Consider the following 17,287-nt stretch of genomic DNA (forward strand, 5'->3'; position numbering starts at 1 on the left):
GCGGCCGGCGGGTGCACTGGGGAGACCGGCCGCCCCGGCTCTCCGGCACGTCACGGCGTGTCGGAGAGCACAGCACCGGCTCACCTAGGCTGAGGGACATGAGCGGGATCTTGATCGCCGGCACGACCTCGGACGCCGGCAAGAGCGTGCTGACCGCCGGGGTGTGCCGCTGGCTGCACCGGCGCGGCGTGCGGGTGGCCCCGTTCAAGGCGCAGAACATGTCGAACAACTCGGCCGTGGTGGTCGACGCGCAGGGGCGGGGCGGGGAGATCGGCCGGGCGCAGGCGCTGCAGGCGGTGGCGTGCGGGCTGGAGCCGCAGGTGCGGTTCAACCCGGTGCTGCTCAAGCCGGGCAGCGACCACACCAGCCAGGTCGTGCTGCTGGGACAGGCGGTCGACCACATCGACGCGGCGAACTTCCGGCGGCTGAAGACCACCATGTCCGGGGCCGCCTTCACCGCGTACGACGAGCTGTCCGCCGAGTACGACGTGGTGGTGTGCGAGGGGGCGGGCAGTCCCGCCGAGATCAACCTGCGCGACCACGACTACGTGAACATGGGCCTGGCCCGGCACGGGCAGATGCCCACGATCGTGGTCGGCGACATCGACCGCGGCGGCGTGTTCGCCGCGATGTTCGGCACCGTGGCCCTGCTCGATCCCGAGGACCAGGCGCTGGTCGCGGGCTTCGTGGTGAACAAGTTCCGCGGCTCGCGGGCGCTGCTCCAGCCCGGCCTCGACATGATCGAGTCGGCCACCGGGCGGACCGTGTACGGCGTGCTGCCGTTCGATGTGGACCTGTGGCTCGACGCCGAGGACGCGCTCGCGTACGGGCGGGTGCTCGGCCGGCCCGGCCCGGCGCGGGGGAGCGAGTGGCTGCGGGTGGCCGTGGTGCGGCTGCCGCACATCTCCAACGCCACCGACGCCGAGGCGCTGGCCTGCGAGCCGGGGGTGAGCGTGCGGCTGACCGTCGAGCCCGGCGAGCTGGCCGACGCCGATCTGGTGGTGCTGCCGGGCACCAAGGCGACCGTGGACGACCTGCGCTGGCTGCGCGAGACCGGCCTCGACCAGGCGGTGCTCGCGCACGCCCGCGCGGGCAGGCCGCTGCTCGGCATCTGCGGCGGCTTCCAGATGCTCGCCGAGCAGATCACCGACGAGGTGGAGAGCCGCCGCGGCGAGGTGCCCGGCCTCGGCCTGCTGCCGGTGCGGATCGCGTTCGCGGCGGACAAGACCCTGGCCCGGCCCGCCGGGCAGGCGCTCGGCGCGGACGTACGCGGGTACGAGATCCATCACGGCCGGGTGGCGCACCGCGCGCCCGAGCTGCAAGCGCTGATCACGCTGCCCGGCGGGGAGACCGAGGGCGCGGTCGCCGGGAACGTGTTCGGCACCCACTGGCACGGCGCGTTCGAGTCCGACGATTTCCGCCGCCGGTTCCTGACCCACGCGGCCGGGCTGGCCGGGCGGCACGGCTTCGCCGTCGCGCCGGACACGAGCTTCGCCGCGCTGCGCGAGGCCACCGTGGACCGGCTCGGCGACCTGGTCGAGGAGCACCTCGACACCGACGCCCTGTGGCGGCTCGTGGAGAAGGGCGCCCCGCCCGGCCTGCCGTTCCTGCCGCCCGGCGCGCCAGCTCTGGCATGAGCGAGCAGGCACGCGAGGACGTGACGATGCTGCTCGCCGCGCCGCCCCGGCTGGGGCGCAGCAGGCTGGTGCTGGTCGACGGGCCGAGCGGGGCGGGCAAGACGTTCTACGCCGGGCGGCTCGCCGAGGACCTGTCCGGCAGCGGGCGGAGCGTGGCCACCGTGCACACCGACGACCTGCTCGACGGCTGGGACGACCAGTTCACCTACTGGTCGCGGCTGGAGCGGCAGGTGCTCGCGCCGATCCGGCACGGCGCGCCGGGCGGGTACCACCCGTACGACTGGCACCTGCGGCGCTTCGGCACCGAGTGGGTGACGGTGTGGCCCGCCGACGTGGTGCTCGTCGAGGGCGTGGGCTGCGGCCGGGCCGAGGGCCGGGCCTGGGCCAGCCTGACCGTCTACGTGTACGCCCCGGCGGCGGTGCGCCGCGCACGCAGCATCGTGCGCGACGGGCCCGCGATGCAGCCGGCGCTGCGGGAGTGGCGACGCCGCGAGGCGATCCACTTCGCCGCCGACGCCACCGCGCTCCAGGCCGACCTGCGCATCGACGGCTCGGCCTGAGCGGGGTGCACCCGCCGCGAACAACCAGGTCGCCGTGCGGGTGACCGGGCGCCGTGACAGGATCATCGTCATGACGACCCTCACTGTTGATCAGCTGCGCGCTGCGATCGAGCGCGAGCTGCCGGGGGTACGGGCCGACCTCGAGGCGCTCGTACGCATCCCCGGCATCGCCTTCGACGGCTTCGACTTCGCCCCGCTGGAGCGCTCGGCCCAGGCCGTCGCCGAACTGATGCGCGGTGTCGGGCTCGACGTGCAGGTCAGCCGGATCGGCGACGGGCACCCCGCGGTCATCGGCCGCCGCCCGGCCCCGCCCGGCGCGCCGACGGTCCTGCTCTACGCCCACCACGACGTCCAGCCGGTGGGCGACCTGAGCAAGTGGGAGTCCGAGCCGTTCGAGCCGACCGAGCGCGACGGCCGCCTCTACGGCCGCGGCGCCGCCGACGACAAGGCCGGCGTCATGGCGCACATCGCCGCGCTGCGCGCCTTCGGCTGCGGCACCGACGACGACCGGCTGCCGCTCGGCGTGGTCGTGTTCGTCGAGGGCGAGGAGGAGTTCGGCTCCGACTCGCTGCCCGGCCTGCTGGCCAAGCACTCCGAGGAGCTGGCCGCCGACGTCATCGTCATCGCGGACTCCGGCAACTGGGACATCGGCGTGCCCGCGCTCACCACCTCGCTGCGCGGCATCGTCAACAGCTTCGTCGACGTGCAGGTGCTGCACTCCGCCGTGCACAGCGGCATGTTCGGCGGTGTCGTGCCCGACGCGCTGACCGTGCTCTGCCGCCTGCTGGCCACGCTGCACGACGAGAACGGTGACGTGGCGGTGCAGGGCCTGGTCAGCGGGCAGGCCGCGCCGCTGGACTACCCGGTGGACCGGTTCCGGGCCGAGGCGGGGGTGATCGACGGCGTCGAGCTGATCGGCACCGGCCGCATCGTCGACCGCATGTGGACCAAGCCGTCCCTGTCGGTGCTCGGCATCGACGCCCCGCGCACCGCCGAGGCGCCGAACGCGCTGGTCCCGTCGGCGCGCGCCAAGCTGAGCATGCGGCTGGCGCCGGGCGACGACCCGAAGTCGGCGTACCAGGCGCTGATCGCGCACCTGGAGAAGCACGTGCCGTGGGGCGCGAAGGTCAGCTTCGAGTTCGAGCACGACGGCAACCCGTGCGTGATCGACGCCACCGGCAAGTACTTCGACGCCGCGCGGGCCGCGTTCACCACCGCGTGGGACGGTACCGAGCCGGTCGAGATCGGCGTCGGCGGCTCGATCCCGTTCATCGCCACCTTCCAGGAGATGTTCCCGAACGCGTCGATCCTGGTCACCGGCGTGGAGGACCCGCACGCCAAGGCGCACGGCCCGAACGAGAGCCTGCACCTGGGCGAGTTCGCACGGGTCTGCCTCGCCGAGGCCCTGCTGCTGCACAACGTGGCCGCCGCCGCGGCCGCCTGACCTGCCCCGGACCGCCCACCGCTCCCGCCCACCGGCGCGGGACCGGTGGGCGGTCCTCATTCCGTTCGGAATGGGGGAGGTTCAGAGGGCGGCCAGGGAGCGTACGTAGTTGACCTGGGCGTGGATGTGGGCGACCACGCGCTGGTCGGTGACGGGGATGCGCGCGACGTACTGGCGGTTGCCGTTGGTGATCATCACCTGGACCGTGCCGGTGTAGCGGGTCTCCTTGGCCAGCAGGAAGAACAGGCTCAGGAAGCAGAGCAGGAAGAACAGCAGCACCGCGCAGACCACGGCCCAGGTGGGGATGCGCTGGCGGCTGTGCCACTGGTCGCTCACCGCCCACTGCGAGCCGCGCAGCGGGATGTCGCCGGTCGGCGTGTGGATCGTGGTCGAGGTGACCCGTACCTCGCCGAGCTGCACCAGCACCGCCCCGGGACCGGCGGCGGGCTGGGCCGGCGGGGCGGGCTGCACGCGTGGCGCCGGAGCCGGGGTCTGCGGCCGCTGCAGGCGTGGCGGCGCGGGCTGCGTCACCGGCGCGGGCTGCCGCGCGACCGGCGGCGCCGGGGCCACGGGCGGCGCGGACACGATCGGGGGCACCGGGGCTGATGCCACGGGCGGCGCGGAGGCGACCGGCGGTACCGGGGCTGAGGCCACCGGCGGCGGGTAGGCCACCGGCGGCACCGGGGCTGACGCCACCGGCGGGGCCGGCGCGACAGGGGGCACCGAAGAAACCGGTGGGGCGTAGGCGACCGGCGGTACAGGTGTCGAGGACACACGCGGCGCGGGTGCGACCGGCGGAGTCGAGGCGGACACGGAGGACCGGCCGACGGGCGGCGCCGACGACACGGGCGGACCCGATACGGCGGGCGGAGCTGATACGACGGGCGGAGCCGATGCCGACACGGGCGGTGCCGAGGCCACGGGCGGTGTCGGGGCCACGGGAGGGGTGTACGGCACCGTCGGCGACGGGTCGACGGCGACCGTCGGCTCGGCCGCGATCGGCGGAGTCGCCTGCGGGGCCGGGGGAGCCGAGGTGACCGGAGGCGCGGCCAGGTAGACGACCGGGGCCGTGGGCATCGCGTCGGCGGCCGGGGCGATGCGCTGTGTCGGCTCCGCGGGCGGGGTGATGCGCTGTGTCGGCTCCGCGGGCGGGGCGGGCAGCTTCGCCTGGGCCTTGTCGGGCGCTTCGGCGCGGGCGCGAGCGCCGAAGGCGGCCAGCGGCTCGGTCGGCAGTGGCAGGGTCGGCGGCAGGTCGCGGTGGTCGGGCTGGTCGGGCTGCTCGTCGGTCACACCCGGCACGATATCGGCTAGGCGCCTGCGGGGCTCCCGGCAGGCGCGGTCGGCTTCTGGTCGCCCGATCCGTCCGATCCGAACGGTTCGCCGGTGCCGGCCGCCGCGTCCGGGTCGTCGGCGTCCGGGTCGGGTCCGGCGGCCGCCCGCTCCGCGGCCTCCTGGCGCAGGTCACGGCGGGCGAGGTAACCCACGCCGACCAGCGCGCCGGCCGCGAAGATCCACCACTGGACGGCGTACCCGAGGTTGAGCCAGTCGTTCTCGTGGCCGACCGTGACGGCGGTGAGGCCCTGCGCGCCGGGGGTGTCCTGGTCGGCGAGCACGTACGCGCCGAGCACCGGGTAGGGCAGCCGCTCGGCGATGGCGGGCACCCCGACGCGGCGGGTCTCCCAGCGGCCGTTGCGCTGGTCGACGGCGCCCGCGCCGGACTCGGTCAGGTGCACCCGGCCGACCACGGTGACGGTGCCGGCGGGCGCGGTTGGGTAGTCGGGGGCGACGGTGATGCCGTCGGGGTGGGGCGGCACCCAGCCGCGGTCGACCAGCAGCGCCGAGCCGTCGGCCAGCAGCAGCGGGGTGAGCACCTCGTAGCCGACCTGGCCGTCGACGGTGCGGTTGCGGATCAGGATCTCCTGGGCCGCGTCGTACCGGCCTGTCGCGGTGACCCGGGTCCAGGCGCGGTCCTCGCCGGGCCCCGGTGCGGCGCCGCGCCCGGACGGGGCGGGGGCCAGCACGTCGCCGACGGGCACCGGGTTCACCACGGTGCTGGCGTCGATGCGGTCGTTGATCGCGCTGCGCAGCTCGTAGCGGCCCCACTGCCAGCGGCCCAGCAGCACCATCACGAAGGAGGCGAGCAGGGCGAGGGCGAAGACGGTGAGCCAGCGTCGGGTCAGGAGGGCGCGCACCCGGGCAGTCTACCCAGGCCCTGAGCTGTGAGTTCTATCACGGACGAGTGGTGGAACGGTCACTCGGGCGTCCGGACGACCCAGCGGGTATGGTGCAGCTTCGGACAGCGCCGTCACTTCTGGAGTCCCGTATGTCTGGCAATCCCATTCCCGGCAACGCCGGGCTGGGCAACCTCGCCGTACGCCGCTTCCCGACGCTCACCGTGCAGACGCCGCGGCTGGACGTGCGCCCGCTGACGGCGGCCGACGCCGATCCGGTGACCGAGATCTTCGCGGACAAGCAGACGCAGCGCTGGCTGCCGTTCCCGAAGGAGTTCGGGCAGATCGACGGGCGCTCGTGGTGCACCGAGATGGCGGGGGAGCGCCGCGACAGCGGCATGGGCGACCACTACGGCATCGTGCGGCGCGAGGACCAGCGGCTGGTCGGCTGCCTGTGGACCAAGCGGACCGACTGGGTGGGCCGGGTCACCGAGATCTCGTACGCCGTCTCGCCGGACGTGCGCGGGCTGGGCATCGCGCCGGAGGCGGTGGACGTGCTGACCCTGGCGCTGGTGCTGGAGCACGGGTTCCAGCGCATCGAGCTGCGGGTCGCGCCGGGCAACACCGCCTCGCGCCGGGTGGCCGAGAAGGCGGGCTTCACCTACGAGGGCCTGCTGCGCAACGCGGGCTACGTGCACAGCGGCCGGGTGGACCTGGAGGTCTGGTCGATAGTGGCCGCCGACCTGCGCTGAGCGCATACGAGAAGGGCCCCGCCGCTCGGCGGGGCCCTTCTCGGTGAGCCGTCTCAGTTCTTCTTCTTTTTCTTCATCTTGGGCAGGTTGGCCGGCTTCTTGCCGAGGATCTTGTCCGACGGCGGGGTGAACTTCTGGATGTCCTCGCCCTTGAGCGCGTCCTTCAGGGTGTACGCGACCGTCTCGATCGGCTTCCAGGAGTTGCCGTCGCCGGTGGCGTGGAACGGGTTGTCCGGGTCGGCCATGAAGGACGCCGCGGCCAGCTCCTTGGTGAAGCCCACGAACCAGGCGGCGCGGGTGTCGTCGGTGGTGCCGGTCTTGCCCGCCACCGGCCGGTCGACCATGCCGTAGACGCCGGGCGCGGTGGACCAGCCGCCACATGCGCCCTTGGCGGCGCCGTAGCCGGTGACGCAGCGCATCGCGTCGGTGGCGGCGCGGGCCACGTCCTTGGTGACCTCCTGCCGGCAGCGCGGCGTGGCGACGGGCACCTGCTGGCCCTTGACGTCCATCATCGCCGGGGTGCCGTCCGGCTTCAGGATGCCCTTGACCGGCAGCGCCTCGCAGTACTTGCCCTCGGCGGCCATGGTGGCGTACGCGTTGGCCATCTCCAGCGGGGTGGTGTCGGCGACGCCGAGGGTGAACGAGCCCCAGGTCTTCGACTTGCCCGGCGACGCCTGGAGCTTGTCGATGTCGGTACGCCACTTGAGGCCGAGCCGCTCGGCCATCTTGACGGCCTTGTCCGCGCCGACCTTCTGCTCCAGCTGGACGAAGTAGGTGTTGACCGACTTGCCGAAGCCGGACCACATGGCGTGGTTGCCGGTCATCGAGCCGCTGGCGTTGGCCGGGCACCAGTGGCCGCCGCCACAGGAGCCGCGCTCGCCCCAGCCCGCGAAGTACTGCGACTTGTAGCGGTTCGGCGCGTAGAACCAGGTGTTCATCTTCAGGCCCGCGTCGAGCGCGGCGACCATGGTGAACAGCTTGAACGTCGAGCCGGCCTGGTAGCCGGGCAGGTTGCCGCCGCCGAGGAGCGGGTTCACCGTGTTCGGGTAGTTGCCCTTGATCTTGCCGTAGCGCTTCGGGTCGCTGTGCGCGCCGTTGTTCGACTGGTCCAGCGAGTAGACCCGGTTCACCGCCATCGCCTTGACCAGGCCGGTGCCGGGCTGCACCACGACCTCGCCGAGGGCGTACGCGCTGCCGATGGGCTGCCGCTTGGTCACGTGCTCCATCGCGATGTCCTGGATCTTCGGGTCCAGCGACGTGGTGATCCGGTAGCCGCCGCGGCGCAGGTTGTCCTCGCGCTCGCCCGGGTTGGCGCCGAACGCCGGCTGCGACAGCCACCAGCTCTTGAACATGTCGCAGAAGTAGCCCCAGCTGTTGTTCTTCTTCGACACCGCGATGCAGTCGTTCGGCGGTTCGGTGATCTTCAGCTTGATCGGCTCCGCCTTGGTGGTGGCGGCGATCGCGGGTGTGATGTAGCCCAGCTCCGCCATCCGGTCGATGACGTAGTTGCGCCGCTGCTTGGCCGCGGTCTGGTCGCTGCCCGCCGGGTCGTAGGCGCTGGGCGCCTTGACCAGGCCGGCCAGCATCGCCGACTCGGCCAGGGTGAGGTCCGCGGGCAGCTTGGAGAAGAAGATCTGCGCGGCGGCGAACACGCCGTACGCCCGGTGGCCGAAGTAGGCCACGTTCAGGTAGCGCTCCAGGATCTCCGTCTTGGACAGGTCCTTCTCGACCTTCATGGCGAGCCGGGCCTCACGGATCTTGCGCAGCGGCGTCTGCTCCGTCGCCGCCATCACCTCGCCGGGCGTCGTCGCTCCGTCGCGCAGCGCCATGCGCACGTACTGCATGGTCAGCGTCGACGCGCCCTGGGACACCTCACCCGCGGTGTGGTTGGCCACGAAGGCGCGCGCGATGCCCTTGGCGTCCACGCCGTTGTGCTCGTAGAAGCGCCCGTCCTCGCTGGCCACGATCGCCTTGGTGATGTTCTCGGAGATGTCGGCGATCGGCGCGTACTTGCGGTGCTCCTCGTAGAAGTTCGTGATCAGCGTCTTGCCGTCCGAGGCGTACACGTAACTGGTCTGCGCGGGCGGCAGGCTCTTGAGTTCCGAGGGCAGCGATTCGTAGAAGTCGGCGCCGGCCTTCAGCCCGAGACCGCCCACCGCGGCCAGCGGGTACGTGACCGCGGCTACGACGACGCCGGCGAGCAGGCCTGACCGGAGGATCGGCGCGAGACGTCCGGTAGCAGAAATTGCACCTTTTAGGCGGCTAAGCGGCTTCACCCTACAAAGGTAGGACAAAGTACGTAGACGATGGATTCAAAGCAGTAAACGACGCGACGTTTTCTGCCCCCGAGTCGGCATCACGACACTGAACGTGATGAGGTGGGGGCGTGACGAGTGAGCTGTTGGGACTAACGATCGGAGCGGTCCGGCCGCTCGACGCCGCGGCCATGGCCCAGACCCGGGAGCTGCAGGCCCGCCTCACCAAGCCGGCGGGCTCGCTCGGCGAGCTGGAGGAGCTGTCGGTGCGCCTGTCCGGGCTGGCCGCGCTGTCTCCGCCACCGATGCTGGAGCCCGCCCACCTCGCGATCTTCGCGGGCGACCACGGCGTGCACGCCCAGGGCGTCACCCCGTGGCCGCAGGAGGTCACCGCGCAGATGGTGGCCAACTTCCTGGCCGGCGGCGCGGCCGTGAACGCGCTGGCCCGCCAGACCGGGGTCGCGGTGACCGTGGTCGACGTCGGCGTCGCCGCCGACGTGCCCGGCGCCGACGGCCTGGTCTCGGCCAAGGTCCGGGCGGGCACCCGGGACATGACCGTCGAGCCCGCGATGACCCGGCCCGAGGCCCTGGCCGCGCTGGAGGTCGGCATCGCCACCGCGAACGCCCTGGTCGACGGCGGGGCGCGGGTGCTGCTGACGGGCGACATGGGCATCGCCAACACCACCGCGTCCGCCGCGGTCATCTCCGCGTTCACCGGCCGCGACCCCGGCGTCGTCACCGGCTACGGCACCGGCATCGACGCGCCCACCCACCGGCGCAAGGTCGAGGTCATCGAGCGCGCGCTGGCGCTGCACGGCCCGGCCTGGGGCGGCGACCCGCACACCGACCCCGTCGCGGTGCTCGCCGCGGTCGGCGGCCTGGAGCACGCCGCTCTCGCCGGGTTCATCCTCGGCGCCGCCGCGCGCCGCGTCCCGGTCATCCTCGACGGCGTGATCGCCGCGGCCGCCGCGCTGACCGCCGCCGCGCTCGCGCCCAGCAGCCGGGACGCCATGATCGCCGGACACGAGTCGGTCGAGCCGGGCGCTAGCGTGGCGCTGTCGCAGCTCGAACTGAACCCGCTGCTGAGCCTGGGCCTGCGCCTGGGCGAGGGCACCGGCGCGGTGCTGGCCTACCCGGTCGTCGCCGGCTCGGTGCGGGTGCTGCACGAGATGGCGACGTTCGACAGCGCCGGTGTCGCCTCAAAGGATGAGCACAAGCAGTGAGTGATCTTTATCCGCTGGCCCTGCGGCTGGACGGGCGGCCGGTGCTGGTCGTCGGCGGCGGCGCGGTGGCCACCCGGCGCGTGCCCGCGCTGCTGGCCGCCGGAGCCGCCGTGCGGCTGGTGTCGCCTGACCTGACCCCCGCGCTGCGCGGGCTGGCCGACGCGGGCCGGCTCGACTGGATCGAGCGCCCGTTCGCCGAGACCGACCTGGACGGCGTCTGGCTGGTCCAGGTCGCCGTGGACGATCCCGAGGCGGCCGCGGCGGTCTCGGCCGCCGCGGAGCGGCGGCGGATCTTCTGCGTACGCGCCGACGACCGGCACGCGGCCAGCGCCTGGACCCCGGCGGTGGCCCGGCACGGCGCGGTCACCGTCGCCGTGCTCGCGGGCGGCGAGCCGCGCCGCGCGGTCGCCGTGCGCGACCGGATCGCGAGCCTGCTCGCCACCGACGAGGCCACCGTGCCCGAGTCGGTCAAGGGCACCGTGGCCCTGATCGGCGGCGGCCCCGGCGACCCCGAGCTGATCACGGTCAAGGGGCGGCGCCTGCTGGCCGCCGCCGACGTCGTGGTCGCCGACCGGCTCGCCCCGGGTCTGCTGCTCGACGAGCTGCGGCCCGACGTGGAGCTGGTCGACGTGGCCAAGCTGCCGTACGGCCCCGCCGCGCAGCAGGAGGAGATCAACCGCATCCTGGTGGAGCGGGCCAAGGCCGGGCTGTTCGTGGTGCGGCTCAAGGGCGGCGACTCCTACGTCTTCGGCCGGGGCGGCGAGGAGGTGCTGGCCTGCGCCGAGGCGGGCGTGCCGGTCACCGTGGTGCCGGGTGTGACCAGCGCCATCTCGGTGCCCGCGGCGGCCGGGGTGCCGGTCACCCACCGCCGGGTCGCGCACGAGTTCACCGTGCTGAGCGGGCACATCGGCCCCGAGCACCCGGACTCGCTGGTGGACTGGGCCGCGCTGGCCCGGATGCGGGGCACGCTGGTCATCCTGATGGGCCTGAAGAACCTGCCCGCGATCACGGCGGCGCTCCTGGCGCACGGCCGCGACGGCGCGACGCCCGCCGCGATCATCCAGGAGGGCACCACCGACCAGCAGCGCTCGGCCCACGGCACGCTCGCCGAGCTGCCCGCGCTGGCGAAGTCGTTCGATCCGCCGGCCATCGTGGTGATCGGGTCCGTGGTGGACGTGCTTCCGCGGTTGTGAGTCTCGTCGGCGGTGGGCAAGATCGCTGTCTTGTGTCGAAACCTTGCGCTGAACTGCACTTTTCGACACGAATAAGCGATCATCCCACCGGACCGCCCAGCCCCGCCGGCGCGAGACGTTAAGAAGGGCACCTTCCTCTACGCATAGCGTTAAGAAGGTGCCCTTCCTTTATCTCAGGCGGAGAGGAGCTGGGCGCACCTGATCAGGCCGAGGTGGCTGTATGCCTGCGGGTGGTTGCCCAGGCCCCGCTCCAGGTCGGGGTCGTACTGCTCGGGCAGCAGGCCGGTCGGGCCGGCCGTGGCCAGCATCTGGTCGAAGAGTTCCTGCGCGTCGGCGCGGCGGCCGGTGCGCAGGTACGCCTCGATCAGCCAGGCGGTGCAGATGTGGAAGCCGCCCTCCTTGCCGGGCATGCCGTCGTCCCACTTGTACCGGTAGACCACCGGACCGGAGCGCAGCTCGGCCTCGACGGCGAGCACGGTGTCCAGGAAGCGCGGGTCGTCGTCGGCGAGCAGGCCGGACAGGCCGATCCACAGGCTCGACGCGTCCATCTCCGGGAAGCCGTACGCCACCGTGTACGCCTTGGTGCCCTCGTGCCAGCCCTGATGCAGCACGTTGTCGGCGATCCGGTCACGCAGCTCCAGCCACTCCGGCCGCTCCTCGTTGGTGTGCCGCTCCAGCACCTGGATCGCGCGGTCCACCGTCATCCAGGACATGACCTTGGAGTAAACGTGGTGGCGCGGAGGCAGGCGGGCCTCCCAGATGCCGTGGTCGGGCTCGTGCCAGCGCTGGCTGACGGCCTGCACCATGGCCTCCATGACCCGCCACTCCTCGTGCCGGATCTTGCCGCGCTTGTCCGCGACCGCCATCAGCACGTCCGCGACCGGACCGAACACGTCCAGCTGGAGCTGCTTGTTGGCGGCGTTGCCGACGCGCACCGGCCGGGAGCCGGCGTAGCCGGGCAGGCTCTCGATCACGGCCTCGGGGCCCAGCTCGTATCCGTCGACGGTGTAGAGCGGGTGCAGCCGCTCCGGGTGCCCGCCGGTCCGGTCGACGACGCCGTCGACCCAGCGCAGGAACGCCTCGGCCTCGGTCAGCGAACCCAGCTCGACCAGGGCCTTCACCGTCATCGCGCCGTCGCGCAGCCAGCAGAACCGGTAGTCCCAGTTGCGGATGCCGCCCAGCGTCTCCGGCAGGGAGGTGGTGGCCGCCGCGATCACGCCGCCGCCCTCGAAGTGGCACAGGCCGCGCAGGGTGAGCGCGCTGCGCAGCACGACCTCCTTCTCGGCCGACGGCAGCTCCAGCGAGTTGGCCCACTCCCGCCACGACGACTCGGACTTCTCCAGCCGCTCGCCGGTGGTCAGCGGGTGCGCCGTCAGGTTGTGGCTGCGCATGCGCATCTCCAGCAGCGCCTCGCCGTTCATCCGGGACAGGTCGATGACGGCGCGGGCGGTGTCGTGCCCGCCGTCGTCGACCACGTCCCACTCCACGCCGGGGGAGTAGAGGCACAGGTGCTCGCTGGTGCCGAGCACGAGCAGCCCGTCGGTGAGCGGTTGAAGCTGCACCGGCACCTGGCCGAACTCCGGGCGCGGGGCGTACTCGACGCGCACCACCGTGTTGCCGGTGAGGCGGCGCATCAGGCTGTCGCCCTCCAGCCAGTCCGTGACGGTGAGCCCGGACCAGCGGGTCTCGACCGTCATCGTGCCGGTGCGGTAGCGCTGGCCCAGCGGGTGCCCGCCGCGCTGCGGCGCCACGGTGAAGTGGCCCGCGGGCGCGCCGCCGAGCAGGTCGGCGAAGATCGCCGCGGAGTCGGGCCGCGGGTGGCACAGCCAGCTGACCCGCGCGTCCGGGCTGATCAGCGCGACGGTGCGGCCGTCGGCCAGCATCGAGTGGCGCTCGATCGGCACCGCGCGCTCGCCGAACAGCCAGTGCCGCCGGGTCTCCAGCAGCAGCGCCAGGATGCGTACGGCCTGCAGCGGGTCGCCGACCCGGTGCCCGGCGGCGGTCTCCCCGGTGCCCACCTTGACGCCGACGTCCTTGCCGGACAGCGTGCGGAAGGCGTTCTCGTCGGTGACGTCGTCGCCCATGAACAGCACGGCCCCGGCGGACACCTGGCGGCGCAGCTCGTCGATCGCGGTGCCCTTGTTCGAGGCGAGCACCGACAGCTCGACGACCTCCTTGCCCTCGGTGGTGTGCACGTTGGGCCAGGCGGCCGGGCCGACCCGGATGGCGTCGGTCACCGCCGTGGCCACGGCCCGGGAGGCGGTGCGCAGGTGCACGGCGACGCTGGCAGGCTTGTTCTCCAGCCGTACACCCGGGTGGGCGGCGGCGATGCGCTCCAGCTCGGCCTGCAGCCGGCTGCGCAGGTCGACCTGGTCGGCGGCGAGCCGCTGCACGAAACCGATGTCGAACTCGGAGCCGTGACTGCCGATGAGATGGACCTCGCTGGGCAGGCGGGACAGCGCCGCCAGGTCGCGCAGCGCCCGGCCGGAGACCACCGCGACGGTGGTCTGCGGCAGGGTCGCCAGCGAGCGCAGCGCCGCCACCGCCTCGGGCAGCGGGGCGGCCGCGGACGGGTCCTCCACGATCGGCGCCAGCGTGCCGTCGTAGTCGCACGCCACCAGCAGGTGGGGTACGCGGGCCAGCTGCGTCAGCGCGGAGCGCAGGGCGGGGTCGAAGCCGTCGCGATCGAGATCGACGGTCATGCCCAGGGTCATGGTATGGCTCCCAGTTCGGTCAGGAAGTCTGACGCCCAGCGCGCCACGTCGTGGCGGCGCAGGTGCCGCTGCATCACGCTCATCCGGCGCCGGGCCTCGTGCTCGTCGACGGTGACCGCGCGCATGAGTGCGTCCTTGACCGCGTCCAGATCATGTGGATTGCACAGGAACGCCTGGCGCAGCTCCCCCGCCGCGCCCGCGAACTCACTGAGCACAAGCGCGCCCCCGTGTTCGAGGCGCGCTGCCACGTACTCCTTGGCCACCAGGTTCATACCGTCCCGCAACGGGGTCACCATCATCACATCGGCCGCGCAGTAGAGCGCGGCCAACTCACTGCGACTGTACGACTGGTGCAGGTAATGCACGGCAGGCACGCCGACGCGACCGAAATCGCCGTTGATCCGGCCCACCTCGCGCTCGACCTTGATGCGAAGTGCCTGGTAGTGCTCCACCCGTTCGCGGGAGGGCGTCGCGACCTGCACCATCACCGCTTCCGGCACGGAGAGCCGGCCCGCGCCCAGGAGCTCGCGAAACGCCTTCAGGCGGTGCTCGATGCCCTTGGTGTAGTCCAGCCGGTCGACGCCCAGAATGACCGTTTTGGGGTCTCCGAGCTCGGCCCGGATCTGGATCGCACGTTCCCGGACAAGTGGATTGTCCGCGAGACGCTGCATCTCGCCCACGTCGATCGAGATCGGGAACGCGTCCGCCTTGACCTGGCGACCCTCGTATTCGATCACGTTGCCGTGGTACGGCGTGCCGAGCAGGTGGCGGGCCAGCCGGATGAAGTTCTGCGCGGCCAGCCGCTGCTGGAAGCCGACCAGGTCGGCGCCGAGCAGCCCGCGCAGCACCTCGGCGCGCTGCGGCAGCTGCATGAACAGCTCGATCGGCGGGAACGGGATGTGCAGGAAGAAGCCGATCTTGAGGTCGGGGCGCAGCTCCCGCAGCATCGAGGGGACCAGCTGGAGCTGGTAGTCCTGCACCCAGACCGTGGCGCCCTGGGCGGCCACCTCCGCCGCGGCCTCGGCGTAGCGCCGATTGACCACGCGGTACGCCTCGCGCCAGCGCCGCCGGAACACCGGCGGCTCGACGTTGTCGTGGTAGAGCGGCCAGATCGTGGCGTTCGACTGGCCCTCGTAGTAGCGCTCGAGATCCTCCTCGGAGAGCGGCACCGGCCGCAGGTTTATCCCGTCCAGCTCGAACGGCTCCGGGGCCGGCCCGGGCGACCCTGCCCAGCCGATCCAGGTGCCGTGGCGCTCGACGAGCACCGGGTGCAGTGCGGTGACCAGTCCGCCGGGGCTGCGCCGCCAGCGGCGCCCGGAACCGGTGTCGCGCCCCCCGGGCGTGTCCGTGGTCACCTCGTCCACGGGCAGCCGGTTGGCGACGACGACGAACGGGCTGCGATCGACCATCGCTGCCTCTCCTCCGATCGGTGGAGCGTGGGCCATCCTCTGAGACTACTGAAGTCCGCTGAAAGGTGGATCATCGGCGCGGCACGCGGCGGCGATACGTGTAGATCATCCCAGCGCTGTGCATTGATCACAACCCGCTGCGTGATGCCCGGAGCGTAACCGCCCAAACCCCGAAGAGCAGCTTCCCGGGCGACCTGGGAGTATTGACGTGAAGACGTCTGAAGGGGGTTGGCCCGACCGTGGCCCAGTACATCTACACGCTCGAAAAGGCACGCAAGGCGCACGGCGACAAGGTTGTGCTCGACAACGTCACGCTCAGCTTCCTGCCGGGTGCCAAGATCGGCGTGGTCGGCCCGAACGGCGCGGGTAAGTCCAGCCTTCTGCGGATCATGGCCGGTCAGGACATCCCCAGCAACGGCGAGGCCCGGCTCATGCCCGGCTACACCGTGGGCATGGTTGCCCAGGAGCCGCGCCTGGACGAGTCGCTGACGGTGCTGGAGAACATCGAGCTCGCCGTCGCCGACACCAAGCGCAAGCTCGCCCGGTTCAACGAGATCGCCGAGCTGATGGCGACCGACTACTCCGACGCGCTCATGGACGAGATGGGCAAGCTCCAGGAGGAGCTGGACCACAGCGACGCGTGGGACCTGGACTCGAAGCTCGAGCAGGCCATGGACGCGCTGCGCTGCCCGGAGCCGGACCTGCCGGTCGGCCCGCTGTCCGGTGGCGAGAAGCGCCGCGTCGCGCTGTGCAAGGTGCTGCTGGAGCAGCCCGACCTGCTGCTGCTCGACGAGCCCACCAACCACCTGGACGCCGAGAGCGTGCTCTGGCTGGAGCAGCACCTGGCGAAGTACCCGGGCACCGTGATCGCGATCACCCACGACCGGTACTTCCTCGACAACGTGGCGCAGTGGATCCTCGAGCTCGACCGGGGCCGCACCCACCCGTACGAGGGCAACTACTCCACCTACCTGGAGAAGAAGGCGGCGCGCCTGGCGGTCGAGGGCCGCAAGGACGCCAAGATGAAGAAGCGCCTCTCCGAGGAGCTGGAGTGGGTCCGGTCGAACGCCAAGGCGCGCCAGACCAAGTCCCGGGCCCGCCTGGACCGCTACGAGGAGATGGCGGCCGAGGCCGAGAAGACCCGCAAGCTCGACTTCGAGGAGATCCAGATCCCGCCGGGCCCGCGCCTGGGCAACACGGTGATCGAGGTCAAGGGCCTCAAGAAGGGCTTCGGCGACCGGGTCCTGATCGACGACCTGTCGTTCTCGCTGCCGCGCAACGGCATCGTGGGCATCATCGGCCCCAACGGTGTGGGCAAGACCACGCTGTTCAAGACCATCGTCGGCATCGAGGAGCCGAACGAGGGCAACGTCAAGGTCGGCGAGACCGTGTCGCTGTCCTACGTGGACCAGAACCGGTCCGGCCTGGACAGCGGCAAGACCGTGTGGGAGGTCGTCTCCGACGGCCTGGACTACCTGATGGTCGGCAAGGTCGAGATGCCGTCGCGGGCGTACGTCGCCGCGTTCGGCTTCAAGGGCCCGGACCAGCAGAAGCCGGTCAACGTGCTGTCCGGCGGCGAGCGCAACCGCCTCAACCTGGCGCTCACCCTCAAGATCGGCGGCAACGTGCTGCTGCTCGACGAGCCGACCAACGACCTGGACGTGGAGACGCTCTCCAGCCTGGAGAACGCGCTGCTGGAGTTCCCCGGCTGCGCCGTGGTCATCTCCCACGACCGCATGTTCCTCGACCGCGTGGCCACCCACATCCTGGCGTGGGAGGGCACCGACGAGGACGAGTCGAAGTGGTTCTGGTTCGAGGGCAACTTCGAGGCGTACGAGAAGAACAAGATCGAGCGCCTCGGCGTGGAAGCCGCCCGCCCGCACCGCGTCACCCACCGCAAGCTGACGCGCGACTGACCCAAGATCGACC

At 72.1% G+C, this 17,287-nt stretch carries 12 protein-coding genes; 7 read left to right on the top strand and 5 right to left on the bottom strand.

The features are described from left to right. Positions 1 to 98: 98 nt before the first annotated feature. From Cba03nite_RS31935 to Cba03nite_RS31945, 3 genes are all read left to right on the top strand, one after another. A complete protein-coding gene (locus Cba03nite_RS31935) occupies positions 99 to 1,637 on the top strand; it encodes a cobyric acid synthase (protein WP_203754313.1) in 1,539 nt (512 codons plus the stop codon). Continuing rightward, on the top strand, positions 1,634 to 2,197 hold the full coding sequence (locus tag Cba03nite_RS31940) for a uridine kinase family protein (protein WP_239126159.1): 564 nt from the start codon (positions 1,634 to 1,636) through the stop codon (positions 2,195 to 2,197). The genes Cba03nite_RS31935 and Cba03nite_RS31940 overlap by 4 nt, the downstream gene beginning before the upstream one ends. A 70-nt stretch (positions 2,198 to 2,267) precedes the next feature. After that, a complete protein-coding gene (locus Cba03nite_RS31945; RefSeq protein WP_203754314.1) occupies positions 2,268 to 3,641 on the top strand; it encodes a dipeptidase in 1,374 nt (457 codons plus the stop codon). Positions 3,642 to 3,722: 81 nt separating this feature from the next. Here Cba03nite_RS31945 and Cba03nite_RS40095 read toward each other — a convergent pair whose 3' ends face one another. Together Cba03nite_RS40095 and Cba03nite_RS31955 are read right to left on the bottom strand one after the other, a co-directional pair. Then, positions 3,723 to 4,931 (bottom strand): hypothetical protein, encoded by a 1,209-nt coding sequence (locus Cba03nite_RS40095; RefSeq protein WP_239126160.1) that lies wholly within the window; start codon positions 4,929 to 4,931, stop codon positions 3,723 to 3,725. Between the two features lie 17 nt (positions 4,932 to 4,948). Beyond that, a complete protein-coding gene (locus tag Cba03nite_RS31955; RefSeq protein WP_239126161.1) occupies positions 4,949 to 5,833 on the bottom strand; it encodes an SURF1 family cytochrome oxidase biogenesis protein in 885 nt (294 codons plus the stop codon). A gap of 131 nt (positions 5,834 to 5,964) precedes the next feature. On the opposite strand from Cba03nite_RS31955, the gene Cba03nite_RS31960 reads away from it, so the two are divergent. Then, positions 5,965 to 6,564, top strand: coding sequence for a GNAT family N-acetyltransferase (locus Cba03nite_RS31960; protein WP_203754315.1), 600 nt, complete (start codon positions 5,965 to 5,967; stop codon positions 6,562 to 6,564). Between the two features lie 53 nt (positions 6,565 to 6,617). On the opposite strand, the gene Cba03nite_RS31965 is transcribed toward Cba03nite_RS31960, so the two are convergent. Next, positions 6,618 to 8,810: a transglycosylase domain-containing protein gene (locus Cba03nite_RS31965; protein WP_239126167.1), complete on the bottom strand. Its 2,193-nt coding sequence runs from the start codon at positions 8,808 to 8,810 to the stop codon at positions 6,618 to 6,620. A 152-nt stretch (positions 8,811 to 8,962) separates the two neighbouring features. On the opposite strand from Cba03nite_RS31965, the gene cobT reads away from it, so the two are divergent. Continuing rightward, positions 8,963 to 10,042: a nicotinate-nucleotide--dimethylbenzimidazole phosphoribosyltransferase gene (gene cobT, locus Cba03nite_RS31970; RefSeq protein WP_203754441.1), complete on the top strand. Its 1,080-nt coding sequence runs from the start codon at positions 8,963 to 8,965 to the stop codon at positions 10,040 to 10,042. Next, the gene (cobA, locus tag Cba03nite_RS31975) at positions 10,039 to 11,235 is read left to right on the top strand and encodes a uroporphyrinogen-III C-methyltransferase (protein WP_203754318.1); all 1,197 of its coding nucleotides are present in this window, start codon (positions 10,039 to 10,041) and stop codon (positions 11,233 to 11,235) included. Before cobT ends, cobA begins: the two co-directional genes overlap by 4 nt. Positions 11,236 to 11,408: 173 nt before the next feature. Here the strand turns inward: cobA and otsB are convergent, their stop codons facing one another. Beyond that, on the bottom strand, positions 11,409 to 13,949 hold the full coding sequence (gene otsB / locus Cba03nite_RS31980; RefSeq protein ID WP_239126162.1) for a trehalose-phosphatase: 2,541 nt from the start codon (positions 13,947 to 13,949) through the stop codon (positions 11,409 to 11,411). Further along, positions 13,946 to 15,358, bottom strand: a complete 1,413-nt coding sequence (locus Cba03nite_RS31985) for an alpha,alpha-trehalose-phosphate synthase (UDP-forming) (RefSeq protein WP_203754319.1) — start codon at positions 15,356 to 15,358, stop codon at positions 13,946 to 13,948. The genes otsB and Cba03nite_RS31985 overlap by 4 nt, the downstream gene beginning before the upstream one ends. A gap of 239 nt (positions 15,359 to 15,597) precedes the next feature. Between Cba03nite_RS31985 and ettA the strand changes: the two genes are divergently transcribed. Then, complete coding sequence (gene ettA / locus Cba03nite_RS31990) at positions 15,598 to 17,274, top strand: energy-dependent translational throttle protein EttA (RefSeq protein ID WP_203754335.1); 1,677 nt, start codon at positions 15,598 to 15,600, stop codon at positions 17,272 to 17,274. Positions 17,275 to 17,287 lie beyond the last annotated feature (13 nt).

It is taken from the genome of Catellatospora bangladeshensis (assembly GCF_016862575.1).
Classification (GTDB): domain Bacteria; phylum Actinomycetota; class Actinomycetes; order Mycobacteriales; family Micromonosporaceae; genus Catellatospora; species Catellatospora bangladeshensis.

Coding starts and splice junctions, on each gene's coding strand:
- Cba03nite_RS31945 (WP_203754314.1), top strand. CDS start 2,268: ATGACGACCCTCACTGTTGATCAGCTGCGCGCTGCGATCGAGCGCGAG.
- Cba03nite_RS31940 (WP_239126159.1), top strand. CDS start 1,634: ATGAGCGAGCAGGCACGCGAGGACGTGACGATGCTGCTCGCCGCGCCG.
- Cba03nite_RS31935 (WP_203754313.1), top strand. CDS start 99: ATGAGCGGGATCTTGATCGCCGGCACGACCTCGGACGCCGGCAAGAGC.
- Cba03nite_RS31985 (WP_203754319.1), bottom strand. CDS start 15,358: ATGGTCGATCGCAGCCCGTTCGTCGTCGTCGCCAACCGGCTGCCCGTG.
- Cba03nite_RS31960 (WP_203754315.1), top strand. CDS start 5,965: ATGTCTGGCAATCCCATTCCCGGCAACGCCGGGCTGGGCAACCTCGCC.
- otsB (WP_239126162.1), bottom strand. CDS start 13,949: ATGACCCTGGGCATGACCGTCGATCTCGATCGCGACGGCTTCGACCCC.